This window comes from Azospirillum humicireducens (assembly GCF_001639105.2).
Classification (GTDB): Bacteria; Pseudomonadota; Alphaproteobacteria; order Azospirillales; family Azospirillaceae; genus Azospirillum; species Azospirillum humicireducens.
Window position 1 is genome coordinate 429,660 of record NZ_CP028902.1, and the last position, 14,800, is coordinate 444,459.

Sequence of the window (14,800 nt, forward strand, 5' to 3'; positions counted from 1 at the left end):
GACCACGGCGCTCGACGTGACCATCCAGGCGCAGATCCTCGATTTGATGCGGCGGCTTCAGGAGGAGACCGGCACCTCGATCCTGTTCATCACCCACAATCTGGGCGTGGTGGCCGAGGTGGCGCACCGGGTGGTGGTGATGTATTCCGGCCGCATCGTCGAGGAAGGCGATGTCCGCTCCCTGCTGAAATCGCCCAGGCACCCCTACACCCGCGGGCTGCTGGCCTGCATGCCGCATCTGGGCCAGCGCCGCGGCGACGGCGGCCGGCTCTACGCCATCCCCGGCAGCGTGCCGAGCCCGGTGAACCGCCCGGCCGGCTGCACCTTCGCCCCGCGCTGCGCGCTGGCCGAACCGGCCTGCCTCGCCGCCGAACCCGTTCTGGAGCCGGTCGGCCCCGACCATTCCGCCCGCTGCCGCCGCTGGAGAGACGTGCAATGAGCTTCGATACCGTCACCGAACAGCCCCTGCTGAGCGTCCGCAATCTGGAGAAGCGCTTTGCGGTGCGCGGCGGGCTGCTGCAACGGCCGGTCGGCTGGGTGAAGGCGGTGGACGATCTGTCCTTCGACCTGAACCGCGGCGAGGTGCTGGGGCTGGTCGGCGAATCCGGATCGGGCAAGACCACCGCCGGGCGCAGCATCCTGCGGCTGATCGAGCCGACCGGCGGCTCCATCCGCTTCAACGGGCAGGAGATCACCGGCCTGGGCACGGCAGAGATGCGGGCGCAGCGCCGCCGCATGCAGATCGTCTTCCAGGATCCCTATGNGGTGTCGGCGCTCGACGTCTCGGTGCAGGCGCAGGTGGTGAATTTGCTGGGCGACCTGCAGCGCGAGCTGGGGCTGGCGGTGCTGTTCATCGCCCATGATCTGGCGGTGGTGCGCTACATCAGCGACCGGGTGGCGGTGATGTATCTCGGCCGCCTGATGGAGATCGCGCCGAGCGACAGCCTCTACGAGCGCCCGCGCCACCCCTACACCATGGCCCTGCTGTCGGCCGCCCCCGACCCGGACCCCGACGCGCCGAAGACCCGCATGCTGCTGGACGGCGACGTGCCGAGCCCGATGAACCCGCCGTCAGGCTGCGTTTTCCGGACGCGCTGCCCGTTCGCCCTGCCCGCCTGTGCTGAGCCGGAGGCCCGGACGCTGCGCGAGGTGGCGCCGGGGCATTCGGTGGCGTGCATTCGGGATGATGTGGGGGTGGGGTGAGCGGGTAGATGATTGCCGTATGTAGGTCCCTTCACGCCGCTAGCCGGAGCCGACATAAAACCCGCCCGAGACATTGGGTCATTGAAGATCGGCTTGGCCACTCTCATCAACAGCGCTAGAAGAAGGGCACTTTCAGATTGCCGCAGAGAAGCCGATGGCTATCGCTCCACCACTTACCGTCCGCAGCCTTGAGCCACAGATTAAATGTGCGGTCATCGAAAAACTGCGTGAGAGAGAAGATTTTTGTGATGCTGTGCTTGCAAGTGAGTTCTCTGTTAGCGGGCTCCGTCGCGCCGACCTAGTATTCGCAAATCGTCACCTGGAAGCATTTGAGATAAAAAGCTTGGCAGACAATCTTGACAGATTGTCTGGGCAGATATCTACTTATATGAAGTATTTTAATAAGGTTACAGTGGTAACAGATATTCTGCATGAGGAAAAGATTCTAAGAATGACCCCCAATTGCGTAGAGGTTTGGCGATTTTCTATTAATGGAACCAAGAAAAATATCAAAATTATCCGCAGAGGAAGAACAACTAAAATAAATAGTAGAGTAGCTTTTCAAGAAATGCTGAGAGTTCATGAGATAAAATCAGTTCTCAGAGAGAATGCCGTAACCTATGAAGGGGAAAGGAGAGCAGAACTCATAAGAAAGACAGATCATATTAGTTTGAGTAAGCTACAGAAGGCAGTAGTAAACGCCGTAAAGAGTAGATTTGTGAAAACATTTAGTAATTTCTTGATAGCAACTGAGGGGCGTGAGATTTTGCCGGATGACTTGCGGCTTCTCAGTCCTCACATCAATAATAATAATTTTCGATCAAGTAATCCACAGAAGATAAGTCTAGAAGAACTTCTGCAACAGGTAAAAGTACCGTGCGCGGACACATCCGCGCACGAAGATGTTTTTATTGAAATGTCTAAGAACATCAATTGTGAAAATCTTTTTGGACCTGTTCCAGAAGACATCAGGCGTCTATTATCAAAGGAATAGCCTTAATCTTCCCAATCGTCTTCTTTGGCAGATTCGATAAGATCCTCCTTTGAAGCATGATAATGAGCCTGAGAATGAAGATGAAGGTTTATTCTCACTCCGACCCAAAACGTTGCGTTAATTCTCTTCTCCAATTCTCCAGACGCAGCTTCTCGGATCATGTTCGCGCCATAGATATTAAGATCATCAATCCATCCATCACAACCCATTATCTCAGCTGCTGCTGCTTGATAGCCACCCGCCCCTAGCTCCCCGTCTTTCTGTCTATTAGAATACCAAATATTTCTAGTAGCGTAATCAATACGCGGATAACCTGGACCACCCCTTTTTTCTTTATTTCTGACTCGAGCAGAGCCATAGTCGCTATATAGTACACGAATATTCATATCAGAAAGAGAACCAATAACTTGTTCGTTCACTTGCCGTTCAACAATGGGATATTCATTAATCTCAAGCGCAGTCCCATTAAACTCGACTGGAAAGCTTGTTGCGGCTGTTGCCACCGTTAATTTTTTTCCTCCAGAAGCTATTGCGCACTCCGTTAGAATTGCTTCGGCTACGGCTGAGGGGGTTAGACTCTCACGTATGTCTTCTAAGTCGACTACTACGAGAAGTTCGTCAAGCCGGTCGGATTTCGCAACCCTGCCGATAACTCTCTTAGCCTTTGCAGTCACAGGACCTTGCCGCCGGGGCCGGAGCCTTATTACCATTCCCCTTCCAAGATCTAAAAAATCATCCACCTGTACATCAAGTGCCTCCTCAGCCGTTGTGGCCTCCATACGAATCACAGGCACCATATCGTTGTTTTCACGGATGAATTTTCTCCACATTGAAAAATTCCCGTCAGCACTTGCGAGCTTCTGCAAGTCGCGGTGAACGTCTCGAATTTTGTCCTGCGGTAATCCCTCACCGAGGCTATCTGCTAAATCAGCGATGAAGAACTCAGACGTTCCATTTATGGCTTGCCTAATGGCTATCAACGTATTTTTAAGACGATGGGCTCCGCTAGCTTGGGCTAGCGGGATAATAGGACATAGCAAGCTGCCATCGCTCTTCGGAAGCTGCCTAAACCCTTTGAGGTCGGCTTGCAAGACATGGAGGATCGGGAAATACCGACGACTACCAGAACTCCAAGGAGGCATAATGCACCCGAGCTAGCTATTCTGCTCGAAAGTTATACCTCAATCGCACCCCACCTGAACAGAGCGCAACTATGTCGGGAGCCCCAGGCGGATATGCATTGCAGCCGACGAGACGTCAAAAGCCTCTGCAAGCTCCTCAACTGAGTGCACGCCCCCCTCTGTGGCTAGGCGAACTAAGGGCCATGGCATAAGAATATCAGCTGCTAGCCGATTTGCTTCACGCTCTCGCGTATCGGAAAGATCGCTGCGGTAGAATGTATCGTCTGTTAAGCCGTTTCCTATTTGATTTCTATGCAATAAAAAGTGAGCAACTTCATGAGCAACCGTGAAACGTTGCCGCGTTTTTGAATGACGCCGATTAACGCGAATTACCCACTTATCAGTATCTTCCCTCGTAAGTGTGCCAGAGACATTATCAGGAAGGTCCGTCTCCTTGACCTCTATGCCAAGATCACGAGCCAGAGTCCCAACTTTCACGGGATAAGACTTTTGGTGCTTCTTAAGCACTGCCATCATGTCGGGTGAGAGCATCATGTTCAATCTCTCCAATCCCTTTCAACATCTCCGACAATGCGCTGCCCTTGCTCTGCATTGGGACGATCCCCCCTTTCCGGTGAGGTCAGGGCACGCGCAACAGCTAGGCTATCAACATAGTTCTTGTATTGTTCTTCCACAAGAGCTCGTAGCTTCCGTTCCATGTCGGCGGATTGCAGATACCCATCCACCTTCTTGCGGCTAATTTCGCTGGCCCCCTTCCTTAAGGTCTGCAGTCCCCATAGCGCAGCTACAGCAATAAGCGTGCCTAGCGCAGCAATTACGATTGTGACAATCGCAAGCAATATTGTTATAAAGTCCGTCCAATTCCACCCCTCCGTCGGATGAACAATGTCTCTTATTCCGTATTGATAGCAAAGACCACAGAACATCATGATGTTTGTTACGATAAGTAAACGGAGCCCCCATTTTGAAGCAAGGTCAGCCATACTCTCTTCTTCAAGAGGCATTTTCTTCATGGAGATTTTCCATCATTATTGCCAAAGTCTTTCTGGTTAAACAAGCTTCGCCAAAGCCCCCTTTTAGCAAATTTAGCCTCTGCCTCTGCACTTATGTACCGCGACGCCTGAAGACGATTAGAAAAGGCCCAGCCTTCTGATACCATCCACGCAGCAACGTCTTTGCCATCTGCAAAACAAGTTGCCGATGCATCCCCATTTTTATTCTCCAACTCGATGCTGCAATAAATATCTTTGGAACCGACATAGCTTTCTATCGCTGCCTGAGCTGTTTGCCCACATCTCCAAGGACGTCCATTCTCGCTACAAAACAACTCAGGATCTGGAGAGATTATTCCAAAAAGCGCTAAATGACGAGCCGAGATTATCATTCTTCCCGCGCCTACAAACTGAGGCCTACCGGAGAGAATTTCTCCAGCCTCCGCATGCGTAGCCAAAATTGCTACTGCTAAACATACGATCAAAACAGAACGACCTGAAAGGGGCACGTCGGTATCCAAACCTAGTTCTTGGTAGGAATGCAATCTAACCAGCACTCTTTAGCGGCAACGCTTCCCTGCTGCAAGCTCCGTATGCGAGTGAATGCGGTTACTTGCACTTCAAACACGATGGCGCGGCCATGTGATCGCTTATCTAGAATTCTAGAGTAGTTTCTTAACCTAATCAATTTGCAAACTGACAATCCATAGCTAGCAATCATCATATCGACCTTCACCGTCTCCATCCAAACATTCGGTACAAACACCTAAACGCACTTACCCCCTCACCCCCTACGCGCCGCCTCAATCGCCGCCACGTCGATCTTCGTCATCCCCATCATCGCCTCGAACGCCCGCTTGGCCTCGTCTCCGCCGGCCGCCAGCGCATCAGTCAGCACGCGCGGCGTGATCTGCCAGGAGATGCCCCAGCGGTCTTTGCACCAGCCGCAGGCGCTCTCCTGGCCGCCGTTGCCGGTAATGGCGGTCCAATAGCGGTCGGTCTCCTCCTGGTCGTCGGTGGCGATCTGGAACGAGAAGGCCTCGCTGTGGGTGAAGGCCGGGCCGCCGTTCAGGCCGAGGCAGGGGAGGCCGGCGACGGTGAACTCGACCGTCAGCACGTCGCCCGCCTTGCCGGACGGGTAGTCGGCGGGGGCGCGGTGAACGGCGGTCACCGTGCTGTCGGGGAAGGTCGCGGCGTAGAAGCGGGCGGCGGCCTCGGCGTCCTTGTCGTACCAGAGGCAGATCGTGGTCTTGGCGACGGCCATGGCGGATCCTTTCGCGCTGGAACCGAACCGGCCGGGCCTGGACCGAGGTGTCTGGTCGAACGGGCCGGCCCCTCCCGGTCCGACACCATACCGTGTTCAGTAGGGCTTCACCACCACCAGCGTCACGATGGCGATGGCCCCGGCGATCACCGCCAGCGGGGAGAAGCGCAGCAGCGGTGACACCGGCCGCGCATCCGGCCCCGACGCCGCGTCACCCAGCCGCCGCAGCCCGGCGGAGAGCTTGCCGTGCAGGGCGGACAGGATGAGGACGACGATCACCTTCGCCACCAGCCACGGCTCGAAGCCCCAGCCGCCGACCACCACCAGCGTGATGCCCAGCAGCCACGCCAGCCCCATCGCCGGGGAGGTCACGCGGCGCTCCCAGCGGGCCATGGCGCGCAGCAGGCGGGCCGGTCCTTCCTCGGCGGCGGTCGTGGCGTCCAGGGCGCTGATCAGGATGGCGGCGGCGGACATTCCCAGGATCCAGAGCGTCACCGCCGTGACGTGCAGCCCGATAAGCCAGATATACACCGCGACCGTCCTTCGAAAGCCCGGCCCGACCTCGCGTCAGGCGCCCACTTGCAGGATGATCTTACCGCGGCCGTGGCCGGAATCGAGCCGTTCGTGCGCCTTGCCGACCTCTTCCAGCGGCAGGACGGCATCGACGATCACCTTGGCCTGCCCGCGCACGAACAGCGGCGCCATCTCGCGCAGGCGCGCACCCTCGCGGGTCAGGAAGGTGCCGTAGAGGGTCTGGTTCTTCACATAGAGCGCGTTCAGGTCGCCGGTCGGCGGCAGGATGGTGGCGATGCGGCCGAAGGGGCGCGTCACCTGGGTGCTCAGCGGCACATTGCCGCCGGCGGTGTCGAAGGCGGCGTCCACCCCTGCCCCGCCCGCCTCACGCAGGATTTGGTCCACCACGTCGGCGTCGCGATAGTCGAGCGTCACGTCGGCGCCGAGATCGCGCATCGCCTCATGGTTGGCCTTGCTGGCGGTGGCGAGCACGCGGGCGCCGGCCGCCTTGGCGAACTGGATGGCGAAGCTGCCCACCCCGCCGGCCCCGCCATGGATCAGCACCGTCTCGCCCGGCCGCACCGCCAGACGCCGCACGATGGCCTCCCACGCCGTGCCGCCGGCCAGCGGGATGCCCGCCGCCTCGACATGGGAGAGGCCGGCCGGCTTGTGGGCGACGATGGACGCGGCGGCGACGGTGTATTCGGCATAGCTGCCGTTGGGATTGCCGAAGATCTCCGGGGTGTAGAACACCTCGTCGCCGGGCTTGAAGCCGGTCACGCCGGGGCCGGCCTCCTCGACCACGCCCGACACGTCGTACCCCAGCACCGCCGGGAAGGGGATGCCGGCCCAGCTGCCGGAATGACGGATCTTGGCGTCCACCGGGTTGGTGCCTGACGCCACCACGCGGACCAGCAGCTCGCCCGGACCCGCGACCGGACGCGGCCGGTCCTGAAGCTCGAACACGTCGGGACCACCGAACCGCGAAATCACCATCGCACGCATACCGCCATCCTCCGTTCCGGCTGTTGCACTGAAGAAGCACCAACGTGGGAAGCCGGCCCCCGCCTGTCCAGCGGGGGAAGGAGAGTCAGCCGATGCGGAACTCCTCGCGGTGGATCGCGGTCATCGGCAGCCCCTCCGGCCCGATGGCGCCGCGGTACATGCCGGAGCAGTTGAAGGGCAGCGCCACCCGGCCATCGCGGTCGATGGCGATCAGGCCGCCGGAGCCGCCGATCACGCCCAACTCGTCCACCACGTCGCCGGCGGCGCGCTCCAGGGTCTGGCCGGCCCAACGCATGCGGGCGTCGATCTCGTGGGCGGCGCAGCGGCGGATGAAATGCTCGCCATGGCCGGTGGCGGAGACGGCACAGGTGATGTTGTCGGCGAAGGTGCCGGCGCCGATCACCGGGCTGTCGCCGACGCGGCCCTTGGCCTTGGCGGTCATGCCGCCGGTCGAGGTGGCGGCGGCGAGGTTGCCGTCGCGGTCGCGGGCGACGGCGCCCACCGTGCCGTGGCGGCGCTGCTCGTCCCCATCGTCGGGGGTGCCGGAGCGGCGGCGCTCCAGCTCGGCCTGGAGGGCGTCCCAGCGCGGCTGGGTGAAGAAATAGGCGGCCTCCTCCATCGGCAGACCCTGGCGGCGGCAGAGATCCAGCGCGCCCTCGCCGATCAGCAGCACATGCTCCGTGTGCTCCATCACCGCGCGGGCGGCCAGGATGGGATTGCGCGGGCCGAACAGGCCGGCCACCGCACCGGCGGCGCGGTCGCGGCCGTCCATGATGGCGGCGTCCATCTCCTGCACGCCCTCGGCAGTGAAGACGGCGCCGCGGCCGGCGTTGAACAGCGGCTCGTCCTCCAGCGCCATCACGGCGGCGGTGACGGCGTCGAGCGCGCTGCCGCCGTCGGCCAGCACCCCGTGCCCGGCGGCCAGCGCCCGGCGCAGGCCGGCGTGGTAGCCCTCGGTCAGCGCCGGGGTCAGGGCGCTGCGCTTGATGGTGCCGGCGCCGCCATGGATGGCAAGGGCGAAGGGCTGCGGGTGCGAAAGGGTCATGGGGGCGGGTCTCAGCGCAGGGTGGCCGACATGGCCGACAGGGTGTTGATCCAGCCGAGAACGGCGGCCATGCTGGCGGCCGGCAGGCGGATGGTGACGGGGTCCAGGCGCTCCGACACCGGGATCAGCGACGCCAGATCGGCCAGCGCCGGGCCGTTCATCTCGATCTCCAGCCGGTAGGGCGCGCCATCGGCCTGCGGCGGGACGCGGAAAGGCGGGATGCTGGACGCCCGGCGGACGGCGCGGCTTGCGGCCTCGCGGAGGCGGTCGCGGGCGACCGACGGGGCGACGGAGCGGGCGGCGCGCTGGCCCAGCGCCTGCTTGACGACCACCTGCTCGGCGTCCGGGAACAGCGGGGCCATCTCGGCGGCGAAGCGGTCGTCGCCGCTCAGCAGGATCACCGGCACGCCGATCTCGCCGGCATAGGCACCGTAATTGCCGGCCTCCCCCAGCTCCAGCCCGTTCACCCGGACGCGGCCGAAGGCGAAGCTGTTGGTGGTGTGGGCGAGGATGCCGTACTGGCGCGCGGAGGTGTGGAAGCCGACGCACATCACCCCGGCGGCGTCCGGCTCCAGCCCGGCGAACATGCCGATGGGCTTGGGACGGCCGAGGATCAGCTCGGCGGCCGGGTGCAGCTCGTCCGGCAGCAGGTTGACCATCGGGCCGTGGCTGTCGTTGACCAGGATCTCGCTGGCCCCGGCCTCCAGCGCGCCTTCGATGGCGGCGTTGACCTCGGCGGTCATCAGGCGGCGGGCACGCTCATACTCGGGATTGCCCTGCGTCACCTGCTGCTGGGAGACGACGCCGGCCACCCCTTCGATGTCGGCGGAGATGTAGATCTTCACGGAGTGCTCCCGAAATTCAGCAAGTCGGAGAGGCAGGGCCGGGTGGCGCCGTCGCGGCCGACCACCGGCGTGGCGGCGGCGAGAGCGTCGAGAACGGCTTCCTGCGTCGCGTCGGCCATCGCCTCGAACAGCCTATCGATGCGGTGTTCGTTCACCATGCGCAGGGCCAGGATGTCGGCCCGCTCGTCATGGTCGATGCGGTTGGCGGTGGTAAAGCCGAGCGCGATGTCGCCGCTGCCATGGCCCCAGAAGGAGCCGACACGGGCAAGCCCGACTCCCGCGCGGCGGATCACCCGGCGCAGCTGGCGGTGGTCGAGCGGCACGTCGGTGGCGGCGATGACGATGACGGAGCCCTTTTCCGGCGCGTCGTCCTTCGCAGGCGGGGCGACACGGCGGCCGTCGGGCAGGCACAGCTCACCCGGCCGGCCGAAATTCGCCAGCACCAGCACGCCCAGATGATGGCGCTTGCCGTCCAGCTTGAGGCGGCGCGAGGATGTGCCGATGCCGCCTTTGAAGCCGAAGCAGGACATGCCGCGCCCGGCCCCGACCGATCCGACCGCGACCTCCGCGCCGTCCGCTTCGGACAGTGCCGCGGCCAGGGCGGCAGCGGCATCGGCCTCGGTGACTGCCAGCGCCTGGATGTCGTTCAGCGGACCGTCGTTGCACTCCATCACCAGCGGATTGACCGTCGCGGTGCTGCGGCCGATGTCGGGGTTGGCGGCGATGGCGTGGCGGACCAGGGCGGTGGCGCAGGTGCCGACCGACAGGGTGTTGGTCAGCAGGATCGGGGTTTCCAGCGCGCCGAGTTCCTCCACCTGCATCAGCCCGACGCTCTTGCCGAAGCCGTTCAGCACCTCGGCGGCGGCGACGGGCTTGTCGCGGTAAAGGTTGCCGGCATGGGGCAGGAGGGCGGTGACGCCGGTCTGGATGGCGCCGTCATCGAGCGTGACGTGAGCGACGCGCACTCCGGCCACGTCGGTGATGGCGTTGCGCGGCCCCGTCTTCAGCCGGCCGCAGGCGAGCCCGAAGGCCCGCGCGCGTTTCGCCGGTTCAGCGCAGTTTGGGGTCGAGGGCATCGCGCAGTCCGTCGCCGAGCAGGTTGAAGGCCAGCACCGTCAGGAAGATGGCGAGGCCAGGATAGAAGGTGACGTGGCTGGCGACGCCGATGTAGCTGCGCCCGTCGGCCAGCATGGCACCCCATTCCGGGCTGGGCGGCTGGGCGCCGAGACCGATGAAGCTGAGGCTGGCCGCCGTCAGGATCGAGGTGCCGATGCGCATGGAAACATAGACGATCACGCTCGGCAGCGTGCCCGGCAGGATGTGGCGCACCATCAGCAGCCGGTCGCGCACGCCGATGGCACGGGCGGCGTCGACATAGACCGCGCGCTTCAAGGACAGCGTGCTGCCGCGCACCAGCCGGGCGAAGACCGGCACGCTGAAGATCGCCACGGCATAGATGACGTTCTCGATGCCCGGCCCCAGGACGGCGACGATGCCGATGGCGAGCAGGATGCCGGGGAAGGCCAAAAGCACGTCGCAAATGCGCATGATCAGGCTGTCGATCCAGCCGCCGCGGAAGCCGGCGATCAGCCCCAACGCCACGCCGGCCACCCCGCCGAGCATGACCGACAGCAGGCCGACCGACAGCGAGATGCGGGCCCCCCACAGGATGCGGCTCAGGATGTCGCGGCCATAGGCGTCCGTACCCGCCCAATGGTCGGCCGAGGGGCCTTCCAGGATGCGGTCGTAATCGAAGGCCGCCGGGTCGAAGGGGGCGATCCACGGTGCCGCCGCCGCCGCCAAAGCCAGTGCCAGCAGACAGATGCCGGCGGCCATGGCGGTGCGGTTGCGCCGGAACTTGCGCCAGAACTCGCGCAGCGGCGAACGGACGGCTTCGTGGGCGGCGGATGCGGCCATGCCGGTTGCGTCTGTCGTGGTCATGAGTAGCGAATCTCGGGGTTGGCGAAGGCGTACAGCACATCGACCAGCAGGTTGATGATGATGAACTCCAGCGAGAACAGCAGGATCTCCGCCTGGATGACGGTGTAGTCGCGGTAATTGACGCTATCCACCAGCAGCCGGCCCAGCCCCGGCCAGGAGAACACCGTCTCCACCACGATGGACCCGCCGAGCAGGAAGCCGAACTGCAGGCCGACCATGGTGATGATCGGGATCAGCGCGTTGCGCAGCGTGTGCTTCCACACCACCAGCCGCGACGGCACGCCCTTGGCCCTGGCGGTGCGGACGTAATCCTCGCGTGCGATCTCGATGAAGGCGGAGCGGGTGAAGCGCGCCATGACAGCGGCGACGCCGAGGCCGAGCGTCAGCGACGGCATGATGAAATGCTGCCAGGTGCCATAGCCGCTGGTCGGCAGCCAGCCGAGCTTGACCGAGAACAGGTCGATCATCAGCAGGCCGAGCCAGAAGGACGGGAAGGCGATGCCCGACACCGCGACGATCATGCCGGCATGGTCCTGCCATCGCCCGCGCTTGGTGGCCGACGCCACGCCGATCAACAATCCTGCCAGCGTCGCCCACGCCATGGCGGCGACGGTGAGGTAGAGGGTCGGCATGAAGCGTTCGCCGATCTCCTGCGACACCGGCCGCTTGGTCTTCATCGACCGACCGAACTCGCCCTGCACCGCATTGCCGAGGAAGCGGCCATACTGCACCCACAGCGGCTGGTCGAGGCCCAGATCCTGGCGCACCAGCTCGACGTCGCGCTGGGTCGCATCCGGACCGGCAACCAGCCGCGCCGGATCGCCAGGCAGCAGATGGACGAAGCCGAAGACGAAAACGGAAATCACCAGCAGAACCGGCAGGATGCCGGCGACGCGGCCGACGAGATATTTCAGCATGGGGCGGAGGTCCTGGTGGAAATGTCGGCTTCGAATGCCCCCTCCCTAACCCTCCCCCGCCTTCNGCGCCACACTCACATCACTGCAGATCGGCCTCTTCCATCTGCAGGCCGCCGTCGGCGACATAGTAGAAGCCGGTCAGCTTCTTCGACTTGCCGGCCAGCAGATTCTCGACGCCGAGGAAGATCCAGGGCGCATCCTTCCAGATCTGCTCCTGGGCGACGCGGTAGGCCTCGGCGCGCTTGGCGGTGTCGGCGGTGCCGATCCCGGTCTCGATCGCGGCGTCGACCGTGTCGTTCTTGTAGTACGCCACGTTGAAGAACTTCGGCGGGAAGCCCTTGCCCCACAGCAGCGGACGCAGGCCCCAGTCGGCATCACCGGTCGAAGCCGACCAGCCGCTGTACTGCATCTGCACCGTGGCATCCTCCGGCTTCTCGACGCTCCAGACACGGGAAGCCTCGACACCGGATTCGAGCGGGGTGACGGTCAGCTTGACGCCGACCTGGGCCAGCTGCTGCTGCACGAACTGCATGCCGCGGATGAAGTTGGTGCTGTTGCGGCCGATCATCTCGGCCTCGAAGCCGTTCGGATAGCCGGCCTCGNCTTCGCCTTGGCGAGGTCGTAGGTGTACTGGCTCGGCTGGGCGACATGGTAGCCCAGCTTGGACGGGATCGCCGAATCCAGCGGGCCGGCATAACCGCGATAGACCACCTTGGCGTAGGCGTTCTTGTCGATGGCGTAGTTCAGCGCCTGACGGACGCGCGGGTCGTTGAAGGGCTTCTTCATGGTGTTCATCGCCACATAGCGGGCAATGATCGACGGGGCGTCGATGATCTCCAGCGCCTGGTTGGCCTCCACCATCTTCACCATTTCCGGCGGCAGCGGATAGATGAACTGCGCCTCGTTGGTCTGCAGCATGGCGATGCGGCTGCCGTTCTCCGGCACGCTCTTCAGCGTCACGCTGTCGATTTTCGGCAGGCCGGGCTTCCAGTAGTTGGCGTTCTTCTCGACCTTGAGGGTGTCCGCTTCCCAGCTGACGAACTTGTAGGGGCCGGTGCCGACCGGGTGGCGGCCGATCTCCTTGCCGAAGGTCTCCAGCGCCTTCGGGCTGTGGATCATGGCGCCGGGATGGGCCAGGTTGTTGTTCAGCGCGCCGAAGGGCTGCGACAGCTTCAGGGTGATGGTGTAGTCGTCGACCACCACCGTCTCGGCCAGCATCGCCAGCAGGCTCTGGCGCTTCAGACGGTTGGCCGGGTTCGACAGGCGGTCGAAGTTGGTCTTCACAGCCTGGGCGTTGAAGGGCGTACCGTCATGGAAGGTGACACCCTTGCGCAGGCGATAGGTGTATTCGGTGGCGGTGTCGTTGACGGTGAAGCTTTCCGCCAGCAGCGGGACCAGCTTCATCTCCTTGTCGAAGCCGAACAGGCCCTGCATCATCGTGCGGCTGGCCGACTGCGACAGGGTGTCGTTGATGTCGGCCGGGTCCAGACCGGTGATGTTGTCGGGAAGGCCGACCACCAGAGTCTTGGCGGCGAAGGCCGGACCGGCCAGCGCGGTGCCGGCGAGCAGGCCGGCCAGCAGGGGAAGAGCGAAACGCGTCACGTGATGTCTCCCTTTTCTTGATTCAGAAGTCGCCGCCGACGGCGTGGCGCGCGACGAAATGGTCGTCGCCGACCGGCACCAGCGGCTGCACCGCCGGCTCGTCGCCGATGGCGCGGATGGGGCTCGGGATCTCGCCGGTCAGAAGCCGCAGGTCGCGGGTGCGGCGGCTGGGATCGGCGATCGGCACCGCCGCCATCAGGCGGCGGGTGTAGGGGTGCTGCGGATTCTCGAACACGGCGCGGCGCGGGCCGAGCTCGACGATCTGGCCGAGATACATCACCGCGACGCGGTGGCTGACCCGCTCCACCACCGCCATGTCGTGGCTGATGAACAGGTAGGACAGACCCCGCTTGGCCTGCAGCTCCATCAGAAGATTGACGATCTGCGCCTGGATCGACACGTCGAGCGCCGCCACCGCCTCGTCGGCGATGATCAGCTTGGGATCGCAGGCGATGGCGCGGGCGATGCAGATGCGCTGGCGCTGACCGCCGGAGAATTCATGCGGATAGCGGCGCGCGTGCTCGGGCTTCAGCCCGACCTGGGTCAGCAGCTCCGCCACCCGCTCCTCGATGGCGCGCCGGCGGGATACGCCGGGCTTCGCGGTCGGCACATAATCGTGGACCAGCATCGGTTCGGCGACGCTGAAGCCGACGGTCATGCGCGGGTTCAGCGAGGCGAAGGGATCCTGGAAGATGTACTGGATCTTCTCCTTCAGCTTCGCCTGGCCGTTTGAATCCAGCGTCGCGGTATCGGTTCCGTCGAAGCGGATGGTTCCGGAGGTCGCGGACTGAAGCCCCATGATGGTGCGGCCGGTGGTCGACTTGCCGCAGCCGGACTCACCGACCAGGGCCAGCGTCTCGCCCGGACGCACGGCGAAGCTGACCTTCTCCACCGCATGGACGCGGGCCTTCAGCGAGCCGAAGATGCCCTTGCGCACGTCGAACCGGGTGGTGAGGTCGCGGACCTCCAGGAGCGGGGCGTCGGCGGCGCGCACCGTATCCTGCACCGGCGGCGGGGCCGGCGGCGCAGCGTCCGCCTTGGCGTCATCGACCACCAGCAGCGGGAAACGCATCGGCAGATCCTGGCCGCGCAGCGCGCCCAGCTTCGGCACGGCGGACAGCAGCGCCTTGGTGTAGGGGTGCTGCGGCGCCTGGAAGATGCGCTCGACGCTACCCTCCTCCACCTTGCGGCCACGCCACATCACGACGACGCGGTCGGCCACCTCCGCCACCACGCCCATGTCATGGGTGATGAAGATGACGCCCATCCCCATCTCGTCCTGCAGCAGGCGGATCAGCCGCAGGATCTGCGCCTGGATGGTGACGTCCAGCGCCGTG

Annotated in this window: 16 protein-coding genes and 3 pseudogenes; 4 read left to right on the forward strand and 15 right to left on the reverse strand. The window is 63.4% G+C overall.

Annotated elements, in window-relative coordinates; genetic code table 11:
• The 4 genes and pseudogenes from A6A40_RS31420 to A6A40_RS30410 all read left to right on the forward strand — a co-directional run.
• Window positions 1-439: pseudogene (locus tag A6A40_RS31420) on the forward strand (oligopeptide/dipeptide ABC transporter ATP-binding protein); the annotation flags it as partial.
• Window positions 436-763, forward strand: a 328-nt coding sequence (locus A6A40_RS31425) for an ATP-binding cassette domain-containing protein (RefSeq protein WP_236783843.1), incomplete at its 3' end; no start/stop codon positions are given. The pseudogene A6A40_RS31420 and the gene A6A40_RS31425, both read left to right, overlap by 4 nt.
• Before the next feature lies 1 nt (window position 764).
• A pseudogene (locus A6A40_RS31430) lies at window positions 765-1,203 on the forward strand (oligopeptide/dipeptide ABC transporter ATP-binding protein); the annotation flags it as partial.
• 154 nt (window positions 1,204-1,357) lie between these two features.
• A complete protein-coding gene (locus A6A40_RS30410; protein WP_146191570.1) occupies window positions 1,358-2,197 on the forward strand; it encodes a sce7726 family protein in 840 nt (279 codons plus the stop codon).
• Window positions 2,198-2,199: 2 nt separating this feature from the next.
• Here A6A40_RS30410 and A6A40_RS16480 read toward each other — a convergent pair whose 3' ends face one another.
• The 15 genes and pseudogenes from A6A40_RS16480 to A6A40_RS16540 all read right to left on the reverse strand — a co-directional run.
• Window positions 2,200-3,339, reverse strand: a complete 1,140-nt coding sequence (locus A6A40_RS16480; RefSeq protein ID WP_108546986.1) for a beta family protein — start codon at window positions 3,337-3,339, stop codon at window positions 2,200-2,202.
• A 69-nt stretch (window positions 3,340-3,408) separates the two neighbouring features.
• On the reverse strand, window positions 3,409-3,873 hold the full coding sequence (locus tag A6A40_RS16485) for an ImmA/IrrE family metallo-endopeptidase (RefSeq protein ID WP_108546987.1): 465 nt from the start codon (window positions 3,871-3,873) through the stop codon (window positions 3,409-3,411).
• Window positions 3,874-3,875: 2 nt separating this feature from the next.
• The gene (locus A6A40_RS30415) at window positions 3,876-4,352 is read right to left on the reverse strand and encodes a hypothetical protein (RefSeq protein ID WP_146191571.1); all 477 of its coding nucleotides are present in this window, start codon (window positions 4,350-4,352) and stop codon (window positions 3,876-3,878) included.
• Entirely contained in the window at window positions 4,349-4,852 is a 504-nt protein-coding gene (locus A6A40_RS16490; protein ID WP_146191572.1) for a thermonuclease family protein, read from the reverse strand. The genes A6A40_RS30415 and A6A40_RS16490 overlap by 4 nt, the downstream gene beginning before the upstream one ends.
• 263 nt (window positions 4,853-5,115) lie before the next feature.
• Window positions 5,116-5,595 (reverse strand): VOC family protein, encoded by a 480-nt coding sequence (locus A6A40_RS16495; RefSeq protein ID WP_108546989.1) that lies wholly within the window; start codon window positions 5,593-5,595, stop codon window positions 5,116-5,118.
• Window positions 5,596-5,691: 96 nt separating this feature from the next.
• On the reverse strand, window positions 5,692-6,126 hold the full coding sequence (locus A6A40_RS16500) for a CopD family protein (RefSeq protein ID WP_108546990.1): 435 nt from the start codon (window positions 6,124-6,126) through the stop codon (window positions 5,692-5,694).
• 36 nt (window positions 6,127-6,162) lie between these two features.
• Window positions 6,163-7,113: a zinc-dependent alcohol dehydrogenase family protein gene (locus tag A6A40_RS16505; protein WP_108546991.1), complete on the reverse strand. Its 951-nt coding sequence runs from the start codon at window positions 7,111-7,113 to the stop codon at window positions 6,163-6,165.
• Between the two features lie 85 nt (window positions 7,114-7,198).
• Window positions 7,199-8,158 carry an isoaspartyl peptidase/L-asparaginase family protein gene (locus A6A40_RS16510; RefSeq protein WP_108546992.1) on the reverse strand — a complete coding sequence of 320 codons (960 nt, stop codon included), beginning with the start codon at window positions 8,156-8,158 and terminating at the stop codon, window positions 7,199-7,201.
• An 11-nt stretch (window positions 8,159-8,169) separates the two neighbouring features.
• Window positions 8,170-9,003, reverse strand: a complete 834-nt coding sequence (locus A6A40_RS16515; protein WP_108546993.1) for a M55 family metallopeptidase — start codon at window positions 9,001-9,003, stop codon at window positions 8,170-8,172.
• The gene (locus A6A40_RS16520) at window positions 9,000-10,079 is read right to left on the reverse strand and encodes a DmpA family aminopeptidase (RefSeq protein WP_108546994.1); all 1,080 of its coding nucleotides are present in this window, start codon (window positions 10,077-10,079) and stop codon (window positions 9,000-9,002) included. The genes A6A40_RS16515 and A6A40_RS16520 overlap by 4 nt, the downstream gene beginning before the upstream one ends.
• Window positions 10,054-10,944: an ABC transporter permease subunit gene (locus A6A40_RS16525; RefSeq protein ID WP_108546995.1), complete on the reverse strand. Its 891-nt coding sequence runs from the start codon at window positions 10,942-10,944 to the stop codon at window positions 10,054-10,056. Before A6A40_RS16525 ends, A6A40_RS16520 begins: the two co-directional genes overlap by 26 nt.
• Window positions 10,941-11,861 (reverse strand): glutathione ABC transporter permease GsiC, encoded by a 921-nt coding sequence (gene gsiC, locus A6A40_RS16530; RefSeq protein WP_108546996.1) that lies wholly within the window; start codon window positions 11,859-11,861, stop codon window positions 10,941-10,943. The genes A6A40_RS16525 and gsiC overlap by 4 nt, the downstream gene beginning before the upstream one ends.
• A 79-nt stretch (window positions 11,862-11,940) precedes the next feature.
• The coding region (locus A6A40_RS31435) for an ABC transporter substrate-binding protein (protein ID WP_335645189.1) at window positions 11,941-12,463 on the reverse strand (523 nt) is incomplete at its 5' end.
• Window position 12,464: 1 nt separating this feature from the next.
• Window positions 12,465-13,463, reverse strand: a pseudogene (locus A6A40_RS16535) (ABC transporter substrate-binding protein); the annotation flags it as partial.
• Window positions 13,464-13,485: 22 nt separating this feature from the next.
• A partial coding sequence (locus tag A6A40_RS16540) for a dipeptide ABC transporter ATP-binding protein (protein WP_236783844.1) occupies window positions 13,486-14,800 on the reverse strand: 1,315 nt, incomplete at its 5' end.

Coding starts and splice junctions, on each gene's coding strand:
- A6A40_RS30410 (WP_146191570.1), top strand. CDS start 1,358: ATGGCTATCGCTCCACCACTTACCGTCCGCAGCCTTGAGCCACAGATT.
- A6A40_RS16480 (WP_108546986.1), bottom strand. CDS start 3,339: ATGCCTCCTTGGAGTTCTGGTAGTCGTCGGTATTTCCCGATCCTCCAT.
- A6A40_RS16485 (WP_108546987.1), bottom strand. CDS start 3,873: ATGATGCTCTCACCCGACATGATGGCAGTGCTTAAGAAGCACCAAAAG.
- A6A40_RS30415 (WP_146191571.1), bottom strand. CDS start 4,352: ATGAAGAAAATGCCTCTTGAAGAAGAGAGTATGGCTGACCTTGCTTCA.
- A6A40_RS16495 (WP_108546989.1), bottom strand. CDS start 5,595: ATGGCCGTCGCCAAGACCACGATCTGCCTCTGGTACGACAAGGACGCC.
- A6A40_RS16505 (WP_108546991.1), bottom strand. CDS start 7,113: ATGCGTGCGATGGTGATTTCGCGGTTCGGTGGTCCCGACGTGTTCGAG.
- A6A40_RS16510 (WP_108546992.1), bottom strand. CDS start 8,158: ATGACCCTTTCGCACCCGCAGCCCTTCGCCCTTGCCATCCATGGCGGC.
- A6A40_RS16520 (WP_108546994.1), bottom strand. CDS start 10,079: ATGCCCTCGACCCCAAACTGCGCTGAACCGGCGAAACGCGCGCGGGCC.
- A6A40_RS16525 (WP_108546995.1), bottom strand. CDS start 10,944: ATGACCACGACAGACGCAACCGGCATGGCCGCATCCGCCGCCCACGAA.
- gsiC (WP_108546996.1), bottom strand. CDS start 11,861: ATGCTGAAATATCTCGTCGGCCGCGTCGCCGGCATCCTGCCGGTTCTG.